Annotated in this window: 14 protein-coding genes; 9 read left to right on the top strand and 5 right to left on the bottom strand. The window is 69.5% G+C overall.

All coding sequences use genetic code 11. The features are described 5' to 3' along the window. Nucleotide 1: 1 nt before the first annotated feature. Nucleotides 2-799 (bottom strand): DUF2786 domain-containing protein, encoded by a 798-nt coding sequence (locus tag ACFVW6_RS01005; protein WP_378825636.1) that lies wholly within the window; start codon nucleotides 797-799, stop codon nucleotides 2-4. Nucleotides 800-997: 198 nt separating this feature from the next. Here ACFVW6_RS01005 and ACFVW6_RS01000 point away from each other — a divergent pair, with 198 nt between their 5' ends. The 6 genes from ACFVW6_RS01000 (at nucleotide 998) to ACFVW6_RS00975 (ending at nucleotide 7,781) form a co-directional block, all read left to right on the top strand. Next, on the top strand, nucleotides 998-2,275 hold the full coding sequence (locus tag ACFVW6_RS01000) for an ABC transporter substrate-binding protein (RefSeq protein WP_355275109.1): 1,278 nt from the start codon (nucleotides 998-1,000) through the stop codon (nucleotides 2,273-2,275). 45 nt (nucleotides 2,276-2,320) lie between these two features. Continuing rightward, complete coding sequence (locus ACFVW6_RS00995) at nucleotides 2,321-3,298, top strand: carbohydrate ABC transporter permease (protein WP_378824293.1); 978 nt, start codon at nucleotides 2,321-2,323, stop codon at nucleotides 3,296-3,298. A gap of 11 nt (nucleotides 3,299-3,309) precedes the next feature. Continuing rightward, nucleotides 3,310-4,197 carry a carbohydrate ABC transporter permease gene (locus ACFVW6_RS00990; protein WP_378825638.1) on the top strand — a complete coding sequence of 296 codons (888 nt, stop codon included), beginning with the start codon at nucleotides 3,310-3,312 and terminating at the stop codon, nucleotides 4,195-4,197. A gap of 127 nt (nucleotides 4,198-4,324) precedes the next feature. After that, nucleotides 4,325-6,682 carry a transglycosylase domain-containing protein gene (locus tag ACFVW6_RS00985; protein WP_378824294.1) on the top strand — a complete coding sequence of 786 codons (2,358 nt, stop codon included), beginning with the start codon at nucleotides 4,325-4,327 and terminating at the stop codon, nucleotides 6,680-6,682. Nucleotides 6,683-6,885: 203 nt separating this feature from the next. Then, complete coding sequence (locus tag ACFVW6_RS00980) at nucleotides 6,886-7,347, top strand: GyrI-like domain-containing protein (RefSeq protein WP_378824295.1); 462 nt, start codon at nucleotides 6,886-6,888, stop codon at nucleotides 7,345-7,347. A gap of 2 nt (nucleotides 7,348-7,349) precedes the next feature. Then, complete coding sequence (locus ACFVW6_RS00975) at nucleotides 7,350-7,781, top strand: GyrI-like domain-containing protein (protein WP_365009123.1); 432 nt, start codon at nucleotides 7,350-7,352, stop codon at nucleotides 7,779-7,781. Nucleotides 7,782-7,852: 71 nt separating this feature from the next. On the opposite strand, the gene ACFVW6_RS00970 is transcribed toward ACFVW6_RS00975, so the two are convergent. From ACFVW6_RS00970 to ACFVW6_RS00955, 4 genes are all read right to left on the bottom strand, one after another. Then, nucleotides 7,853-8,962 carry an inositol-3-phosphate synthase gene (locus tag ACFVW6_RS00970; RefSeq protein ID WP_378824297.1) on the bottom strand — a complete coding sequence of 370 codons (1,110 nt, stop codon included), beginning with the start codon at nucleotides 8,960-8,962 and terminating at the stop codon, nucleotides 7,853-7,855. Beyond that, nucleotides 8,955-9,512, bottom strand: a complete 558-nt coding sequence (locus ACFVW6_RS00965) for a PadR family transcriptional regulator (protein ID WP_110037815.1) — start codon at nucleotides 9,510-9,512, stop codon at nucleotides 8,955-8,957. The genes ACFVW6_RS00970 and ACFVW6_RS00965 overlap by 8 nt, the downstream gene beginning before the upstream one ends. A gap of 152 nt (nucleotides 9,513-9,664) precedes the next feature. After that, the gene (locus ACFVW6_RS00960; protein WP_378824299.1) at nucleotides 9,665-10,456 is read right to left on the bottom strand and encodes a DUF1707 domain-containing protein; all 792 of its coding nucleotides are present in this window, start codon (nucleotides 10,454-10,456) and stop codon (nucleotides 9,665-9,667) included. 7 nt (nucleotides 10,457-10,463) lie between these two features. Further along, the gene (locus ACFVW6_RS00955; RefSeq protein WP_378824301.1) at nucleotides 10,464-11,537 is read right to left on the bottom strand and encodes a DUF1707 domain-containing protein; all 1,074 of its coding nucleotides are present in this window, start codon (nucleotides 11,535-11,537) and stop codon (nucleotides 10,464-10,466) included. Between the two features lie 123 nt (nucleotides 11,538-11,660). Here ACFVW6_RS00955 and ACFVW6_RS00950 point away from each other — a divergent pair, with 123 nt between their 5' ends. The 3 genes from ACFVW6_RS00950 (at nucleotide 11,661) to ACFVW6_RS00940 (ending at nucleotide 16,810) form a co-directional block, all read left to right on the top strand. Continuing rightward, nucleotides 11,661-12,080 carry a DUF5318 domain-containing protein gene (locus tag ACFVW6_RS00950; RefSeq protein WP_218718591.1) on the top strand — a complete coding sequence of 140 codons (420 nt, stop codon included), beginning with the start codon at nucleotides 11,661-11,663 and terminating at the stop codon, nucleotides 12,078-12,080. Nucleotides 12,081-12,842: 762 nt separating this feature from the next. After that, the gene (locus ACFVW6_RS00945) at nucleotides 12,843-15,059 is read left to right on the top strand and encodes a transglycosylase domain-containing protein (protein WP_378825640.1); all 2,217 of its coding nucleotides are present in this window, start codon (nucleotides 12,843-12,845) and stop codon (nucleotides 15,057-15,059) included. Between the two features lie 71 nt (nucleotides 15,060-15,130). Further along, nucleotides 15,131-16,810, top strand: coding sequence for a glycosyltransferase 87 family protein (locus ACFVW6_RS00940; RefSeq protein WP_357344141.1), 1,680 nt, complete (start codon nucleotides 15,131-15,133; stop codon nucleotides 16,808-16,810). Nucleotides 16,811-16,814 lie beyond the last annotated feature (4 nt).

Here is a 16,814-nt window from a genome sequence, read left to right as displayed (position 1 = left end):
GTCATCGGCCGAGTTTCGCCCGGGCGGCGGGCAGTTCCGGTGCGGTGCCCAGTCTCGCCGCGCGCCCGGCCCGATCACCGGCGCGGCGAGCGGCGACGGAATGCCCGGTGGACGTCTGCGGTCCGCGCCAGGTGCCGCGCGCCTCCGAGGTGGCCGTATAGAAGTCGGTGAGGGCTACTTCCTTGTCGCGCAGGGCCAGCGCGGTGCCGGTCGACGCGGCCGGGGCCTGCTCGGCGACGACCTCGGCCTGCACCTCGGCCAGGCGGGCGCCGACGCGGGCGGCGAAGGCCATCTGGAAGTTCAGCCGCGCGGTGACGCCGGCCACCGGCGCCTCCACCTTGCGGCGGACGGTGCGCCCGAAGCGCTTCTCGGCGACGATCTTGATCACCGTCGCCTCCCGGTACGCGCCGGACTTGATGTAGTGATCGGACGCGCGCACCATCTGGATCAGCAGGCTCGCGTACAGCGCCTCGCAGGTGTCGATATCGGCCGCGAAGCCGTAGGCGTAGACCTGCGCGGAGCTGCGGGCGACATCACAGCGCACATCGTTGGCGGCGGCGATCGCGACGAACAGCTGGACGTAGGTGCGCAGTCCTTTTCGCCCCGGTTCGCCGATCGGGATGATCCGCTGCACCGGCGCGGACCTGCGCTCCCGGTCGGCGACGTGCGATCGCGCCACCGCCAGGTCGATCGAGGATTTCGTGGCCAGCCGCTGGGCCGCGGCCAGGAACGCCTCGGCCTCGTGTTCGTTGTCGGTGGCCTCGGCCTTGCGCAGCAAACCCCCGATGCGCGAGAGCATCCGGTCGGGCGTCGACGGCGATGGACTGGTCACCCCGTCGAGGGTAGGGCACCCCACCGACTGTGATCCGTTCGCGAACTGACCGGAAAGTATGTGATTGGACAGGACGATCGGACGTGACACCCACCCACCATGTATGTTGACCCGTGCACCGCACGGGTGTGCTGCTGCTCACGTCTCGACCCTGGAGTGTCTGCGATGGCCTTGAAGTTTGTCCCCAGAGCGACGATGGCTGCTGCCTCGATTGCGTTGCTTACCGCATCGTTCGCCAGTGCCTGCTCGAGTGACAACGGCGGCAACGCGCTCGACCAGAACCTGACCGGCCGCGGCCCGATCACCTACGTCGAGGGTAAGGACACCACCGAGACCGGTGTGGTCAAGCAGCTCATCGACCGCTGGAACGCCGCGCACCCGAACGAGCAGGTGACGTTCAAGGAGCAGTCGGCCGACGCCAACCAGCAGCACGACGACCTCGCCGAGCACTTCCGCGCCAAGCAGGACGGCTACGACGTCGTCGCCCTCGATGTCCCGTGGACCGCGGAATTCGCCGCGAAGGGCTGGATCCAGCCGCTCAAGGACACCTTCGCCATCGACACCGCGCCGCTGCTCGCGCCGACCGTCGCCAGCGCCACCTACAACGGCACCCTGTACGCGGCCCCGCGCAACACCAACGGCGGCCTGCTGTACTACCGCAAGGACCTGGTGCCCAACGCGCCGCGGACCTGGAGCGAGATGCTCGGCCAGTGCCAGGTGGCCCGCGACAACAACATCGGCTGCTACGCCGGTCAGCTCGCCCCCTACGAGGGCCTGACCGTGAACACCTCCGAGGTCATCAACGCCTTCGGCGGCAGCTTCGTCGGCGCCGACGGCAAGACCCCCACCGTGAACAGCCCGGAGTCGAAGGCGGGCCTGAAGGTCCTCGTCGACGCCTACAAGAGCGGTGACATCCCCAAGGAAGCCATCACCTTCAAGGAGGGCGAGAGCGCCAGCGCGTTCGAGTCCGGCAAGCTGCTGTTCCTGCGCAACTGGCCGTACCTGTACGCCCAGGCCAACGCCGACACCTCCTCGGTGAAGGACAAGTTCGGCGTGGCCCCGCTGCCGGGCAACACCGGCGTCGGCGCGTCCACCCTCGGTGGCTACAACGCCGCGATCAGCGCGTTCTCCAAGAACAAGGCCACCGCGGCCGATTTCGTGCGCTACCTGATCAGCGAAGAGGCCCAGCAGATCATCGCCTCGGGCGCGCTGCCGTCCGTGCGCGCCTCGCTCTACGACGACCCGGCCCTGATCGCGAAGATGCCGTACCTGCCCGCGCTGAAGGAATCCATCGCCAGCGCCGTGCCGCGCCCGGTCACCCCGTTCTATCCCGCGGTGTCGAAGGCCATCCAGGACAACGCCTATGCTGCCCTGAACGGCACGAAGTCCGTCGACGACGCTGTCGCCGGCATGCAAAAGGGCATCGAGACCGCCGGTTCGTAGCGGAGCGCGCAGCGGACCCGACCAGACCGTAGGAGAGTAGAAACGGTGTCGGATCCTTCGGGAGCCAAGCAGCGCGGGCTAGCGCTGGAACTGCGACAATCCGGCAAGGCGTGGCTGTTCGTCACGCCCGTGCTCGTCGCGCTGGCCGTGGTCATCGGGTATCCGGTGGTCCAGGCGATCATCATGTCCTTCCAGAAGGACTCCGGGATCGACCCGGCCACCGGCATGTTCGTCGAGGGCGGCGGCGCCGGGCTGAGCAACTACACGCACTGGCTGCTGCAGCAGTGCAACACGCTCAGCGGCACCGTCGCCTGCCCGACCGGCACGCTCGGCTCCCAGTTCTGGTCGGCGGTCGGGGTCACCCTGTTCTTCACGGTGGTGACCGTGACGCTGGAAGCGGTGCTCGGCCTCGGCATGGCCATCGTGATGGGCAAGACCTTCCGTGGCCGGGCCCTGCTGCGTGCCGCCGTGCTGATCCCGTGGGCCATCCCCACCGCCGTCACCGCGCGGCTGTGGGAGTTCATGTTCCAGTACGACGGCGTGGTGAACCGGGTGCTCGGCACCCACATCCTGTGGACCTCCGACGTCTGGGCCGCACGGTTCGCGGTCATCATCGCCGACGTGTGGAAGACGACCCCGTTCATGGCGTTGCTGATTCTGGCGGGCCTGCAGGTCATTCCGGCCGACGTGTACGAGGCCGCCAAGGTCGACGGCGCGTCGGCGTGGCAGCGGTTCGTGCACATCACGCTGCCGCTGCTCAAGCCCGCGCTGCTGGTCGCGGTGCTGTTCCGCACCATGGACGCGCTGCGCATGTACGACCTGCCCGCGATCATGACGCTGGGCAACCCCGCGACGAACACCCTGTCGATCCTGGTGGTCGAGCAGGTGCGCCAAGGTCCCAACAGCGCCGCCGCGCTCTCGACGATCACCTTCCTGCTCGTCTTCGCTATCGCGTTCGTGCTGGTGAAGGTGCTGGGCGCCAACGCCGTTCGCACGCAGGAAGAACAGCGGAAGGCGAACTGATGAGCATCTCGATGACGAAAGAGGCGCCCGTCGAGCGCGCGGAAGCGCCCGTGCAGCCGGTGTCGTGGCGCCAGCGGATCGGCACCGTGCGGATGTACCTCGGTGTGCTGATCGTGCTGGTGTGGGGCCTCGGCCCGTTCTACTGGATGACGGTCGTCGCGTTCCGCGATCAGGCCTACACCTTCGACAGCACCCCGTGGCCGACCCACGTGACGCTGGACAACTTCCGCAACGCCTTCGACACCAGTCGCGGCAACAACTTCGGGCAGGCGCTGCTCAACAGCGTGATCATCGGCGCCGCCACCACCGCGGTGGCGCTGCTGCTCGGCGTGCTGGCCGCGTACGCGCTGGCCCGGATGGCGTTCGCGGGCAAGTACCTGGTCTCCGGGCTGATCCTGTCGGCCTCGATGTTCCCGGCCGTCGTGCTGGTGACGCCGCTGTTCCAGCTGTTCACGGATCTGGGCTGGATCGGCCACTACCAGGCGATGATCATCCCGAACATCTCCTTCGTGCTGCCGATGACGGTGTACATCCTGGCGTCGTTCTTCGCCGAACTGCCCTGGGAGCTCGAGGAAGCCGCGCGGATCGACGGCGCCACCAAGTTCCAGGCGTTCCGGCTGATCATGCTGCCGCTGGCGGCGCCCGCGGTGTTCACCACCGCGATCCTGGCGTTCATCGCCTCGATCAACGAGTACCTGCTGGCCCGGCTGCTGTCGGGCGAGAAGACCCGGCCGGTGACGGTGGCGATCGCCCAGTTCTCCGGCAACGATCCGCTGGTGCAGCCGTACGCGGCGATCATGGCGGCGGGCGTGATCGTCACGGTGCCGCTGGTGATCATGGTCCTGGTGTTCCAGCGCCGGATCATCTCCGGTCTGACCGCCGGTGGTGTGAAGAGCTGATCGTGCGGGGCGGCGCGTTCGCCGCCCCCACGCGCTCCTCCCTGGTTCCACGACACCCGGCGGGTAGAGTCTTCCGAGTCGATGGCACGTCGGTACAGGTGGGTTCTTCCCCTCGCTCCGGAAGGAGATGGTCGTGGCCTCCGAGGGCGGGCGCAGGCGTTCCGGATCGGACGCGCCGTACACCTCGATCGCCGGTTTCAAGGACCCGCTCGGCCGGGACCAGCCACCGCGCAAGGGCTCGGCGCGCCGCGCCCAGGCCGCCCGGCTGGCCGCCGACGGTGACGGCGAGGAACCCCGCGCCCCACGCACCAGGGGCCAGAAGATCCGGCGGTTGCTGCTGGCGCTGTTCGTGATCTTCGTCTGTGTGCCGGCGCTGCTGTTCTTCGCGATCTACTGGAGCTCGGAGATCCCCGAGCCCGCCGAGGTCGCGGTCGAACAGCCGGCCACCGTGCTGGCCGCCGACGGCACCACCGTGCTGACGAAATTCATCCCGCCGCGCGGCAATCGGATCCCGATCCCGCTCACCGACGTGCCGATGCCGGTGCGCGATGCCGTGCTCGCCGCCGAGGACCGCAATTTCTACACCAACCCCGGCTACTCGACGAGCGGGTTCCTGCGCGCGGCCCGCGACAATCTGCTCGGCCACGACAACGCGGGCGGCGGCTCGACGATCACCCAGCAGTACGTGAAGAACGCCTTCCTCACCTCCGAGCGCACCGTCACCCGCAAGATGCGCGAGCTGATCATCGCGGCGAAGATGTCGCGGCAGTGGAGCAAGGACGAGATCCTCGCGGCCTATCTGAACACCATCTACTACGGGCGCGGGGCGTACGGCATCGCCGCGGCGGCGAAGGCCTACTTCGACAAGCCGGTGCCCGAACTGACGCCGGCCGAGGGCGCCGTGCTCGCCGCGGTGATCCGCTCGCCCTCGGTACTCGACCCGGAGACCCACCTCGACCAGCTGAAGGCGCGCTGGCAGTACGTGCTCGACGGCATGGTGGAGATGAAGGTGCTCGCGCCGGGCGAGCGCGACGCGACCGTGTTCCCCGCGATCATCCCGCTGCCCGACCTCCCGGCCGAGCCGGTGCCGCTCGGGCCGGAGGGCCACATCCGCACCCAGGTGCTGCGGGAGCTGCGCGCCGCCGGCCTGACCGACGCCGACATCAACACCGGCGCCTTGCAGATCACCACCACCATCGACCCGGTGGCCCAGGCGGGCGCGGTCGACACCGTGCGCCAGCGGCTGGAGTGGCAGCCACCGGAGCTGCGCGCCGCCGTCGTCTCGATCGACCCGCGCAGTGGGGCCGTGCGCGCCTACTACGGCGGTGAGGCCGGCACCGGCTTCGACTTCGCCCAGGCGCCGTTGCAGACCGGGTCGTCGTTCAAGGTGTTCGCGCTCGTCGCCGCGCAGCGCCAGGGCATCCCGCCGACCAGGGCGATCGACAGCTCCCCCGTCGTCGACCGCGGCACCACCATCACCAACGCCGACGGCGACTCCTGCGGCCGCTGCACGCTCACCGAGGCGCTCAAGCGCTCGCTGAACACCAGCTTCTACCGGCTCACGATGACGATGGCCGACGGCCCGCGCTCGATCGCCGAGGCCGCCCATCTGGCGGGCATTCCCGAGCACATCCCCGGACTCGACGTCGAAACCCTCACCGAGGCAGGCGAAGCGCCGCTCAACGGAATCGTGCTCGGGCAGTATCTGGTGCGCCCCTTGGACATGGCCTCGGCGTACGCGACGCTGGCCGCGTCGGGCGTCTATCACCAGCCGTACTTCGTGCAGCGCGTCGTCACCGGTGACGGCCGGGTGCTGATCGATCGTGGCCCGCCGGAAACCAGGGTGGGCGCACAACTTCCGGAACCGGAGCAGCGGATCACGGCGGGTATCGCCGACATCACCACCCAGGCGATGACCCCGATCGCCAACTACTCCAACGGGCACGGGCTGGCCGAGGGCAGACCGTCGGCGGCCAAGACCGGCACCACCCAGCTGGGCGAGACCAAGGACAACAAGGACGCCTGGATGATCGGCTACACGCCGTCGCTGTCGACGGCGGTGTGGGTGGGCACCGAACAGCCACAGCCGCTGCGCGGCGGGCGCGGTGGCGCGATCTGGGGATCCGGCCTGCCGTCCGACATCTGGAAGCAGGTGATGGACACCGCGCTGGCGGGCACGCCGGTCGAGCAGTTCCCCACACCGGCGATGACCGGTGGCGGCGGGCTGATCCCGGGACCGGCGCCCGCGCCCGGCGACAGCAATCCCTACGACATTCTCAACCCGCCCACCAACGCACCGCGCAGCCCGGCACCGGATCTCATCACCCCGCCGTCGACGACGCCACGCAACCCCACGCCGGAGCTCGGCCCCTCACCGTCGACCACACCGCGCAATCCGGCGCCGGTGATCATCATCCCGCCCGCGCCACGCCCGGCCACGCCCGGCGAATTGTTCCCCGGACTGGGTGGTGACGGCGGTCGATAGATCACGGATTGGCCACCCGGACCACACACCCCGGCGGACATGGCAACATCGTTGGCCAGAGCGCGAACCAGCCCGACCAGTCGGCACCGCCGGTTTGCCGCGACGCGACAGCGCGTCGAACGATCCCGGCGCCAAACCTGTCATATCGATGCGGGAAGATATGCGCTCGAGCGACGACGAGACTAGACATAGGGGCTACGCAGGTGGATTTCAATGTCGTTGACCGTCCCGAGACGCTGATCGCGGGCACGGTGCTCCGCAGTCCGGCGCTCGCCGTGGAGGGGCCACGCCGCGCCAAGGTGGTGGAGGCGTGGCAGCACCTGCTGGCGAGACCGCAGTTACCGGGACCGATCGCGACGGGGTACGTCGATTTCGCGGCGGAGATCAATTCCTACCTGACCCACATCGTCGGCTACGAGTGCAAGACCCTCGCCGATCTCCAGGTCGGTGACGTGCTCGCCCGCATCCCGGCGGGCCGCTACGCCCGTTTCGTCGCCACCGGCGACAACCGCGGCGACACCATCGTCGCGCTGTGGCGCCAGATCTGGGACGCCGAGGCCGCCGGTGAATTCGAGCGCGCCTACGCGGGCGACTACGAGCAGTATCCGGACGAGCGCACGGTCGAGATCTACGTCTCGCTGATCGCGGAGCAGGGGGGCGAATAGCCATGGCTGTCGATTTCGAGATCGTCACCCTCGAGGACGGGCTGATCGCGGGCCTCACCGTGCCGCTGGCCGGTCGCGAGGTGACCGCGCGCGACCTGGACCTGGTGAACTTCACCTGGGACCGGTACCTATCCAGGGAGAAGACGGTGCCGCGCGCCGCGGCCTACATCGGCCAGAACGACCACGCGGTCGCCGTGCTCGGCTACGAGGTCGCCGAGCTCGACGACATCGACGAAGGCGACGTGCTGACCCGCATTCCCGCGGGCCGCTACGCGAAGTTCGTCGTCTCCGACAAGCCCTACGACCTGCTGCGCACCGCGTGGGCCCAGGTCATCAAGGCGGAGAACGCGGGCACCATCACCCGCTCGCACACCGCCGAACTGGAGCGCTACACCGGCCCGACGAGCGTCGAGGTCTACGTCTCGCTCGACTGAGCGGGCACCACGAACACAAAGGCCGGGCCACACGGAATCCCGTGTGGCCCGGCCTTGTCGGTTCGCCCGAACTACTCGGCGCCGATGATGAACGCCTCGAGCTGGGTGCGCGCGACGTCGTCGGCGATCTGCTCCGGCGGGGACTTCATCAGGTAGGCCGAGGCCGGGATGACCGGTCCGCCGATGCCGCGGTCCTTGGCGATCTTGGCGGCGCGCACGGCGTCGATGATGATGCCCGCCGAGTTCGGCGAGTCCCACACCTCGAGCTTGTACTCCAGGTTCAGCGGCACGTCACCGAAGGCGCGACCCTCGAGGCGGACGTAGGCCCACTTGCGGTCGTCGAGCCACTCCACGTAGTCCGAGGGACCGATGTGGACGTTGCGGTCGTGCACCTTGCCCGAGAGCGGGCCGTTGAGGTTGGAGGTGACGGCCTGGGTCTTGGAGACCTTCTTCGACTCCAGCCGCTCGCGCTCGAGCATGTTCTTGAAGTCCATGTTGCCGCCGACGTTGAGCTGGTAGGTGCGGTCGAGCACCACGCCGCGGTCCTCGAACAGCTTGGCCATCACGCGGTGGGTGATGGTCGCGCCGACCTGGGACTTGATGTCGTCGCCGACGATCGGGACACCGGCGTCGATGAACTTCTGCGCCCACTCCGGGTCGGAGGCGATGAAGACCGGCAGCGCGTTGACGAAGGCGACGCCCGCGTCGATGGCGCACTGGGCGTAGAACTTGTCGGCCTCTTCCGAGCCGACGGGCAGGTAGGAGACCAGGACGTCGACCTCGGCGTCCTTCAGAGCCTTGACCACGTCGACCGCGGGAGCCTCGGACTCCTCGATGGTCAGCGCGTAGTACTTGCCGATGCCGTCGAGGGTCGGGCCACGCTGGACGTTCACGCCGGTGGGCGGCACGTCGGAGATCTTGATCGTGTTGTTCTCGCTGGCGAAGATCGCCTCGGCCAGGTCGAACCCGACCTTCTTGGCGTCGACGTCGAACGCGGCGACGAACTTCACGTCCTTGACGTGATAGGGACCGAACTTGACGTGCATGAGGCCGGGAACGCTGGCGTTCTCGTCGGCATCCTTGTAGTACTGCACGCCCTGCACCAGCGACGATGCGCAGTTGCCCACACCGACGATCGCGACGCGAACCTCGCCGGACCCAACCTTGTTGACATCACTCATGGCCGCTCTTTCCCTCTTTCTGTGGTGCCGCCTTCGTCGATTGCTCCGCCGCAATCAACTCGTTGAGCCAGCGCACTTCGCGCTCGCTTGATTCCAATCCGAGCTGGTGGAGCTGGCGGGTGTAGCGATCCAGCGAGCCGCTGGCCTTCTTGATCGCTTCCCGCAGTCCCTCTCGGCGCTCCTCGACCTGGCGTCGCCTGCCCTCCAGGATCCGCATCCTCGCCTCGGCGGGGGTGCGGCTGAAGAAGGCCAGGTGAACGCCGAAGCCGTCATCGGTGTAGTTCTGCGGACCGGTGTCGGCGAGGAGTTCGTTGAAACGTTCCCGCCCGACCGGCGTCAGCCGGTAGACGCGGCGCGCACGGCGCGCGGTCGCGCCCTCCGGAATCTCCTCGGCGATCAACCCGTCGGTCTGCATCCTGCGCAGCGTCGGGTAGAGCGAACCGTAGGAGAAGGCCCGGAACGCTCCGAGCAGGCCCGTCAGCCGCTTGCGCAGCTCGTAACCGTGCATGGGCGCGTCCAGGAGAAGGCCGAGAATCGCCAATTCGAGCACTGCCGACCTCACTCCCTGACTATGTCGGCCTGACAGACCGAGCGGACCTAACCGATGGATGCGACTACCAACTATATCGGAGCGATATAACAAGACATAGGGCAATGACGCACATCACTGCGTCATCGCTGGTGAGAGGGCCTGGTCAGGGGCTAGACGGGGTACACGGCGATGGGCTCACCGTTGAGCCGGATCTTCAGATAGCCGCTCTGTTCGGCCTCGTTCTTGACGTAGATGCTGATCTCCGGCTCGGCGTCCTTGCCGCCGCCGGGCGGGTACCGGACGAGCACGTGCGAGACCCAGCCGTTGGGGACCCCGGCGGTCTGCGAGGCACCGGATATCAGCCGGGCGTAGCGGGCGATGTCGACGCCCGCCAGGTCGAACGACTTGGTGTCGGGCGGGCGGCTGCCCTGCGAACCCCACGCCTTGAAGTCACCGCGGTATTGCAGCTCGTCCTGCTTGCCCGGCCGCCCGGAATCCCGCTCGACCAGGGCGTATTCCGGGTACAGCGTCAGTTCGTCGGCCACGGTGCTGCCGTATTCGGAACGGTAGGCGGCGAGGAAGTGCGCGAAACCGTTGCCGGTGGTGAGGTCGGGCAGCGGGTCGCCGAAGACGGCGTCGCCCGTGGCACGGACGACCAGGCCTGCGCCCGCGCCGAGCAGCGCGGCCAGGACGACCGCGCCGGCCGGGATCCACCAGCGCCGGGGTGCGCGCGGGACGCCGCGGGCGACGGGGCGCTGCGCCAGGTTGCCCGGGATCTGCAGGTCGTCGACGAGGCGATCGAGGGCGCCGAAGGTCTCGGCCCGCATGGCGGTCGCGGTGCGCTTGTCGTGTTCGGTGGCGGTCAGCTGACCGTCGGCCAGGGCGGCGTCGAGCAGGGCGCACACGTCGGCGCGGTCGGCGTCGCGGGCGCGCAGGTTCTTCGCCGGGGACGGGGTCTTCATCGCTCGGTCATCCTTTGTACGGGTAGGTCTTCAGCACTTCGCCCGACAGCGCGAGGACGAAATGCCCCGACTGGCCGACCTCGTTGCGCACGAAGATCGTGATCCCCGGCCGCCCCACCGAGCTGTCGTCGGCGATCCGGAAGTGGGTGACCGCGCCGTTGGGCACCTGGACGGTGGCGGCCGCGTTCGTCAGCGCGGCCCCGAGGGCCTCCGCGTTCACCTGCGCGAGATCGATGTCGATCTTCTCGCGCTGACGGGTGCTGATCTGCGCGTTCGACCGGCCGAAGCCGCCACGGTAGGACCAGTCGGCGGTCCAGTCGGCATTGCCGGCCTCGCGCCGGACGGCCGAGGCGTGCTCGTCGTGCAGGACGGCCTCGTCGACGAGGGTGTCGCCGAACTTCACCCGGTAGTCGTCGCGGAACTGGACGAAACCGATGAGCGTGGTGAGCCGCGGGGTGGGGATCACCAGGGGTGGCGCGGCGTTGTAGTTGATCGCGGCGGCCGCGACCACGGCGGGTGGCGGGTCCTCGCCGCGCACCGTCCAGGCGAAACAGCCGATTCCGACCACCGCGACCGCCGCGATGGTGGCGATTCGGAAGGTGTTGCGCGCCTTCGGCTTCACCGGCGCCACCGGCCGCTGCTGCAATTCGGCAACCAGGGTGGACAGATCACCGAGAGTGCGCGCTTCCGAGGCCAGTTCGGTGAACGCGGTGTGTTCGTCGGCGTCGAGCTGGCCGTCGGCGCGCGCCGCGTCCAGCGCCGCGGTCGTGCGGGCCCGGTCGGCGTCGCGGGCCCTGGTCCGCGCCGGGTACTCGCCGGAGTGTCTGCGGCCGAAACGCTTCCTTTCGACGGCCGCCGTACCACCGAAAACCGCAGGTGACTGCAGGTCCGCGGTCAGTCTTTCCAGCTCGCCCAGGGTCCGCGCCGTCCCGGCGCGAGCCGTGCGGTCGTGGTACTCGTCGGCACCCAGCTGGCCCTCGGCATAGGCCGCGTCAAGCACGGTCGACACCTGCGCGCGATCGATATCACGCGCCCTCGTCACGGAATCGGCGGCGCCGCGCGCCCGCCCGGAATCAGCCATCGCTCTGGCTCGCCTCACCTGCGTAAATACCCGGGCCGACCCCGGTATCGGGAGTTTACGACGAGAGCGCGGATGCAGCGGTGCCACCGGCACCGCAAATCAATCCCGGCTACTCTGGTGATCGTGCGAATTCAGCGGCAGGTAGTCGACTATGCGCTCCGGCGCAGGTCGCTGCTCGCTGACGTCTACGCGGGCCGGGTCGGTGTCGCCGAGGTGTGCGACGCGAATCCGTACCTGCTCCGGGCCGCCAAGTTCCACGGCCGGGGTAGCGAGGTGACCTGCCCGATCTGCCGGAAAGAGCAGCTGACCTTGGTGTCGTGGGTGTACGGGGACGGACTCGGCCAGGCGGCCGGCTCCGCGCGGACGCCCGAGGAGCTGATCCGGATGGCAGAGTCGAGCGAGGAGTTCTCGGTGCATGTCGTCGAGGTGTGCCGCTCGTGCAGCTGGAACCACCTGGTGCAGTCGTATGTGCTCGGTTCGGCGCCCGCGCCGGCCCGGCGACGGACGAGTTCGCGAGCGGGGCGGCGTTCTGCGGCCGAGTGACGGGGCTGCCGGGCACCGCTCGAGGCGCCACAGTTCGGGGTGCAAGGTATCCGCGCCGGTTCTCCGGCGCGGATGTCGTGTGCCGGTTGAACCTTACGAGTTATGGAGATCTGGTCAGTGAGTTCGCCCTACGAGTCCTCCCCCTTCGGCGATGATCCGCACGGCGGCCGTCCGGCTCGGGGTTCACAGCCGGGTCTCCCTCCCCAGCCGGGTAACCGGCAGGGCCCGCCGCCGCGCCGGCCGATGCCGCCCGCCGGGCCGGGCCCCCAGAACGGACGCGGTCCCGCGCCCGGTGGGCGTGGTCCGCAGGGCGGACCGCCGCCGAACCGGCAGGCGCCGCCGCCGGGCGGCATGCCGCCGCGTCGTCCCGGGCCGCCGCAGCAGCGCCCCGGTGGCCCGCAGGGCGGATCGAACCAGGGCAGGCCGCCGCAGGGCAGGCCCGCGCAGCCGGGTCGCCCCGCCGGGCCGCCCGCGGCCGGCGCCACCCAGAAGCTTCCGCGTCCCGGACACGACGAGTCGACCACGCGGGCGAGTCATCCCGACGGCGGCAGGCCCGTCCGTGACGACCTGAACCGGGGCCCCCGCACGGGTGCCTCGGCCGCGACCGCGCGCCCCGGCGCCGGTCGCCGTCCCGGTGGGCCGACCACCGGCGAACGCCGCGCCACCGGCGCAGGCGGCACCCCACCGCCGAGTGGGCCACGCAACCGCCGCGATGGTGGCGGGGGCGACGACGGCTCCGGTAAGGGTGGTTCGGTGAGGAAAATGCCGTGGCGGGCCATTCGCCGGACCATGTACGTGCTGATGGCGCTCGCCATCGTCGTACCGAGCGCGGTGTTCCTCGTCGCCTACACCACGGTTTCGGTACCCAAGCCGGGCGATCTGGAAACCAATCAGGTCGCGATGATCTACGCCAACGACGGTTCCACCGAGATCAGCAAGGTGGTCCCGCCGCAGGGCAACCGCACCGAGGTCTCGATCGATCAGATCCCGCCGCACGTGCGCAATGCCGTGATCGCGGCCGAGGACCGCGACTTCTACACCAACCCCGGCTTCTCGGTGTCGGGCTTCGCCCGCGCCGCCCGCGACAACATCCTCGGCAAGGAAAGCGCCGGTGGTGGCTCCACCATCACCCAGCAGTACGTGAAGAACGCGCTGGTCGGTGACGAGCGGTCGATGACCCGAAAGATGCACGAGCTGGTCATCTCGGCCAAGATGGCCCGCCAGTGGAGCAAGGAAGACATCCTCGCCGCCTACCTGAACACCATCTACTTCGGTCGTGGCGCGTACGGCATCGACGCGGCGGCCAAGTCCTACTTCGGCAAGCCGGTGCAGGAGCTGACCGTGGCCGAGGGCGCCGTGCTGGCCGCGACCATCCAGCTACCCTCGCTGCTCGACCCGGAGAAGAACCCCGAGGGCGCCAAGACCCGCTGGAACTACGTGCTCGACGGCATGGTCAGCGGCAACAACCTGAACGCGACCGAGCGGGCCTCGATGCAGTACCCGCAGGTGGTCACGCTGGCCTCGCTCAACGAAGGCGACCAGGACGAGGGTCCGGGCGGCCTGGTGAAGAACCAGGTGCTCAAGGAGCTGTCCGCAGCGGGCATCAGCGAGCAGCAGCTCAACACCGAGGGCCTGCAGATCACCACCACGATCGACCCCAAGGCGCAGGCGGCCGCGGTCAACGCCGCGCAGTCCAAGCTGCAGGGCGAGCCGGAGAACCTGCGGACCGCGGTGGTCTCGGTCGACCCGCGCACCGGCGCGGTGCGCGCCTACTACGGCGGTGAGGACGGCCAGGGCTTCGACTTCGCCAACGCCGGCCTGCCGACGGGCTCCTCGTTCAAGGTGATCGGCCTGGCCGCGAACCTCGAGCTGGGCATCCCGCTCTCGCAGCTGTACGACAGCTCGCCGATCACCGTCAACGGCATCCAGATCGGCAATGTCGAGGGCGAGTCCTGCGGCATGTGCACCATCGCCGAGGCGCTCAAGCGGTCGCTGAACACCAGCTTCTACCGTATGCAGCTGGACATGCAGAACGGCCCGCAGAAGGTCGCCGACATGGGTCACAAGCTCGGTATCCCCGAGGAGCTGCCCGGTATCGGCAAGACCCTGACCGAGCCCAACGGCGCAGGCCCGAACAACGGCATCATCCTCGGCCAGTACCAGTCGCGGCCGCTGGACATGGCGTCGGCCTACGCCACGCTGGCGGCCTCGGGCATGTACCACGCCCCGCACTTCGTGCAGCGGGTCGTGACCGCCGACGGTCAGGTGCTGCTCGATCGCGGCGAGCCCGCCGGTGAGCAGCGGGTGAGCGCGGCGGTGGCCGACAACGTCACCGCGGCGATGAAGCCGATCGCGGCGTACTCGCGCAACCACAACCTGGCGGGCGGCCGCGAGTCGGCCTCCAAGACCGGTACCCACCAGCTCGGCGACACCGGCAACAACCGCGACGCCTGGATGGTCGGGTACACCCCGTCGCTGTCGACCGCGGTCTGGGTCGGCACCGAGCAGGGCGATCCGCTGCGCAACTACGGCGGCGGCAGCATCTACGGTTCCGGTCTGCCGTCGGACATCTGGAAGGCGACGATGGACGGCGCGCTGTCCGGCACGCCGAACGAGTCGTTCCCCAAGCCCGCCCCGATCAAGGGCCAGGCGGGCGTGCCGGAATGGTCGGCGCCCTACACCGCCCCGTCGACCACCGCGCCGACGCTCGCCCCGCCGGTGATCGTGCCCTCGCAGGTCGAGATCCTGCCCGGCATCCGGATTCCGGTGCCCGGCGTGCAGCAGCCCGCCGGTCAGCAGCCCTCGCAGCAGACCCCGGAGACGACCACCGGCCCGCTGCCGGGTCAGCCGACCGCGCCGGCGGACGGCTCCCCGCCGACCAACAGCAACGGCAACGGCAACGGCAACAGCACCCGGCCGGGCGCCGGCGCGAACGGCACCGAGGGCGGCGGAGGCACCACGCCGACCAGATCCCGGTAGCCTCGGATGTCGTGACCGATCAGCAACTCGCGGACCAGCCGGCGTCGAGTGGTACCCGGCCGGGCCGCGAAGTGCAGTACGTCGCGCCCGCCCAGCTGGCCCCCGATCTGCGCTCGATCGACGCGCGAGACCGGCCCAGCCGCAACGATTCGCTGACCGCGCAGCTGTCGACCGTGATCGGCGGCCCGGTCGGCGATCACGCGCTGATCGGCCGGGTGCGGTTCTGGACGCCGCTGCGGGTGATGTTCGCCTTCACCGTGGTGTTCCTCGCCCTCGGCTGGACGGCGAAGGCGGGCTGCATCCAGCAGACCTCCGACGGCGCGGGCGGGCTGATGCTCGACTGGAACAACGGCCGTCAGTACGTGGCCATGTGCTACTCGGACACGGTGCCGCTCTACGGCGCCGAACGGCTCAACGAGGGCGCGTTCCCGTACAAGAAGTCCTGGACCGAGTCCACCCCCGACGGCGGCACCGAGACCAGATACATGGAGTATCCGGTGCTTTCGGGCCTGTACCAGTACGTGGCGATGCAGCTCGGCAATGTCTGGGACCACCTGCCGCTGCCGGGCGCGCTGTCGGTGGTGGTGTATTTCAACGTCGTCGCGCTCGGGCTGTCGGTGGGCTGGCTGATCACCGTGTGGGCGTCGTCGCGACTAGCCGGGCGGCGGGTCTGGGACGCGGCGCTGATCGCGGTGTCGCCGTTGGTGATCGTGCACGCGTTCACCAACTTCGACGCGCTGGCAACGGCTTTCGCGGCCACCGGCCTGCTGGCCTGGGCGCGGCGCAAGCCGGTCCTGGCCGGCGTGCTGCTCGGTCTCGGCGGCGCCGCGAAACTGTATCCGCTGCTGCTGCTCGGCCCGATCCTGGTGCTGTGCCTGCGCGCCGACCCGATGCAGCGCCAGCCCGCCGCCCGCGCGGGTCTGCGCCTGCGCGACGTCGACAGCATCGACAGCGCCCGCACCTGGATCCGGGAGACCCCGGCCAGGACCCATCTGTTCGCGCTGCGCCCGGTCGGCGCGGCCGTGCTGGCCATCCTCGCCGCGGCCGGGACCTGGATCGCGGTGAACCTGCCGATCGCCGTGCTGTACCCGGACGGCTGGCGAGAGTTCTTCCGGCTCAACACCACCCGGCACGCCGACCCGGACTCGATCTACAACGTGATCACCTCGTTCACCGGCTGGGGCGGGTTCGACGGTGAGCTCGCGCACGGCGAACCGCCGACGGTGCTCAACACCGTCTCGCTGCTGCTGTTCCTGCTCGCCTGCGCGGGCATCGCCTATCTGGCGCTCACGGCGGCCCGCCGTCCGCGCGTGGCCCAGCTGTGCTTCCTGGTCGTCGCCGCCTTCCTGCTGACGAACAAGGTGTGGAGCCCGCAGTACTCGCTGTGGCTGGTCCCGCTGGCCGTGCTCGCGCTGCCGCATCGGCGCATCCTGCTGGCCTGGATGACGATCGACGCGCTCGTCTGGGTGCCCCGGATGTACTACTACCTCGGCGAGGACGCCAAGGGCCTGCCCGAGCAGTGGTTCACCGGCACCGTGGTGCTGCGCGATCTCGCCGTCCTCGGCCTGTGCGCGCTGGTCGTGCACGAGATCCTGCGCCCGCAGGACGACCTGGTGCGCCGCGACTTCGTCGACGATCCGGCGGGCGGCGTGCTGGACCGTGCCCCCGACCCGCTGCTGCCGTGGCTGCCGGAGTTCCTGCGCCCCCGGCAGGCGTGCACCAGTTCGCGGCCCGCCGCGATGGTCGAGTGACCGG

Source organism: Nocardia sp. NPDC058244, from assembly GCF_042882065.1.
In the GTDB taxonomy this organism is placed as follows: Bacteria; Actinomycetota; Actinomycetes; order Mycobacteriales; family Mycobacteriaceae; genus Nocardia.
Note: the sequence above shows the minus strand (reverse complement) of the source record. Positions and strands in the feature narration are given on the sequence as shown.

What these genes read in the sequence shown, in the direction of transcription:
- ACFVW6_RS00945 (WP_378825640.1), top strand. Translation starts at nt 12,843, where the DNA reads ATGCCGTGGCGGGCCATTCGCCGGACCATGTACGTGCTGATGGCGCTC.
- ACFVW6_RS00955 (WP_378824301.1), bottom strand. Translation starts at nt 11,537, where the DNA reads ATGGCTGATTCCGGGCGGGCGCGCGGCGCCGCCGATTCCGTGACGAGG.
- ACFVW6_RS00970 (WP_378824297.1), bottom strand. Translation starts at nt 8,962, where the DNA reads ATGAGTGATGTCAACAAGGTTGGGTCCGGCGAGGTTCGCGTCGCGATC.
- ACFVW6_RS01005 (WP_378825636.1), bottom strand. Translation starts at nt 799, where the DNA reads ATGCTCTCGCGCATCGGGGGTTTGCTGCGCAAGGCCGAGGCCACCGAC.
- ACFVW6_RS00960 (WP_378824299.1), bottom strand. Translation starts at nt 10,456, where the DNA reads ATGAAGACCCCGTCCCCGGCGAAGAACCTGCGCGCCCGCGACGCCGAC.
- ACFVW6_RS01000 (WP_355275109.1), top strand. Translation starts at nt 998, where the DNA reads ATGGCCTTGAAGTTTGTCCCCAGAGCGACGATGGCTGCTGCCTCGATT.
- ACFVW6_RS00975 (WP_365009123.1), top strand. Translation starts at nt 7,350, where the DNA reads ATGGCTGTCGATTTCGAGATCGTCACCCTCGAGGACGGGCTGATCGCG.
- ACFVW6_RS00990 (WP_378825638.1), top strand. Translation starts at nt 3,310, where the DNA reads ATGACGAAAGAGGCGCCCGTCGAGCGCGCGGAAGCGCCCGTGCAGCCG.
- ACFVW6_RS00985 (WP_378824294.1), top strand. Translation starts at nt 4,325, where the DNA reads ATGGTCGTGGCCTCCGAGGGCGGGCGCAGGCGTTCCGGATCGGACGCG.